Raw genomic sequence first — 1,397 nt, forward strand, 5'->3', positions numbered from 1 at the left:
GGTTTGAAGCGTCACGGCGTGTTCGGCCCGAAGGAGGACTGGCAGGACAGGGTCAGGCCCAGCGGAAGTCCACGTGCTGGTGTGTCGGCTCGCCCTTCGCGGGGTTGGCGGCGATGTCGTGTACGTCGATGTCCAGCGGCACGGTCTCAAAGCCGGGGAGGGGGACGACGGCATCGCGAGGAATGCCGGCCTCCTCGCCCAGTTCACGAAGGGCGGCACCGGGAAGGTCTTTGTCCCCTGGCTCGTTGTGGCCACCGGGCGCGAGAGCCTTGCCCGTGGCGTTGTGCTGAATGTGGAGCACCCGGTCGTTGCTGTCGATGACGATGGCGCTGCACGTGACGTGCGTGGGAAAGGTCTTGCGGCTGCTCGGATCGTCCCCGCCGGTAAGGACGACGAAGAGCGCAGCCAGGGTGTCCCGCTCGGACGGGTGGCGGGTGAGGTACCCCTCAACGGTGGCACGGATGTGGTCGGGGGAAGGCGGCATGGAATCACCTGTCGAAGTAGTCGAACCAGATCCTGCCGATGGCCTGGCGGTCGGGTGCGGACATTTCGTGGAGACCGGACTGGAAGCGGCCGTGGCTAAGGGCCGCTGTGGCGGCGAGTATCTCGGCCTGAACGAGATGGATGTATGAGCCGACGGCGGCGCCGTGCACGAAGTTGACGGCGCCGCCGTCAGCAAGGACGTAGAAGTAGTGGCCCGTGATCTCGTAACGCGTCAAATGCTCGCTGACCGGGGTGCGCTTGTAGAGGCCATGGAGGCTGCCGAGTTCAAGTTCGTCCTCTGAGGACGTCACCGAGGCGAGGTACGCCCCGTTACGCAGGGCGGAGAAATCGCCCTGGCGGAGAGCGAGGTTGCCGGTGGCACACAGGACAAGTTCCGCCTCCCGGAGCGCCTCGGCCGTCGACGCGCTCGTACGGAAGCCATGGGAATGCGCCTGCACTCTCTTGACCGGATCGGTGTCGTGGACGGTGACGCGCAGGTCTTGGGCGCGCAGCGTCTGAGCGATGGCCCGGCCGACCTTGCCGAACCCGATGACGCAGGCGTTTCGGCTGGTCAGAATGTCGCCGCGGGCGCGTACGAGGGCGTCGGTCGAGAAGACGATGGACCGGCCCACTAGGTGGTCCTCGCAGTCCTTCAGCGGGGAGCGGGCCACCGAGACGACGGGGCAGGGCAGGCGGTCGAGTGCCGCGTACCGCTGGTGTCCGTTCTCTGTGTCCTCGACGACGCCGAGGACGCGGCCGGAGAACTTCTCTACCAGGGTGTCGAGGCACGGCGCGAAGTAGCCGCCGATGTCTATCAGGATGACGTTCCGACCGCCCGCTGTGTCCTCCAGGTACGTGAGGGTGCCCAGCGCGATCATGTTCGCGGATGTCTCGTGCCCGGCGTTGAGGAGGAT

Annotated in this window: 2 protein-coding genes; both read right to left on the minus strand. The window is 66.6% G+C overall.

Annotated elements, in window-relative coordinates:
- Nucleotides 1-52: 52 nt before the first annotated feature.
- Entirely contained in the window at nucleotides 53-484 is a 432-nt protein-coding gene (locus ABZ646_RS46640) for an NUDIX domain-containing protein (RefSeq protein ID WP_360533861.1), read from the minus strand.
- Nucleotides 485-488: 4 nt separating this feature from the next.
- Nucleotides 489-1,361: an adenosylhomocysteinase gene (locus tag ABZ646_RS46645; protein WP_360533864.1), complete on the minus strand. Its 873-nt coding sequence runs from the start codon at nucleotides 1,359-1,361 to the stop codon at nucleotides 489-491.
- Nucleotides 1,362-1,397 lie beyond the last annotated feature (36 nt).

The sequence above is a fragment of the Streptomyces sp. NPDC007162 genome (assembly GCF_040634175.1).
Classification (GTDB): domain Bacteria; phylum Actinomycetota; class Actinomycetes; order Streptomycetales; family Streptomycetaceae; genus Streptomyces.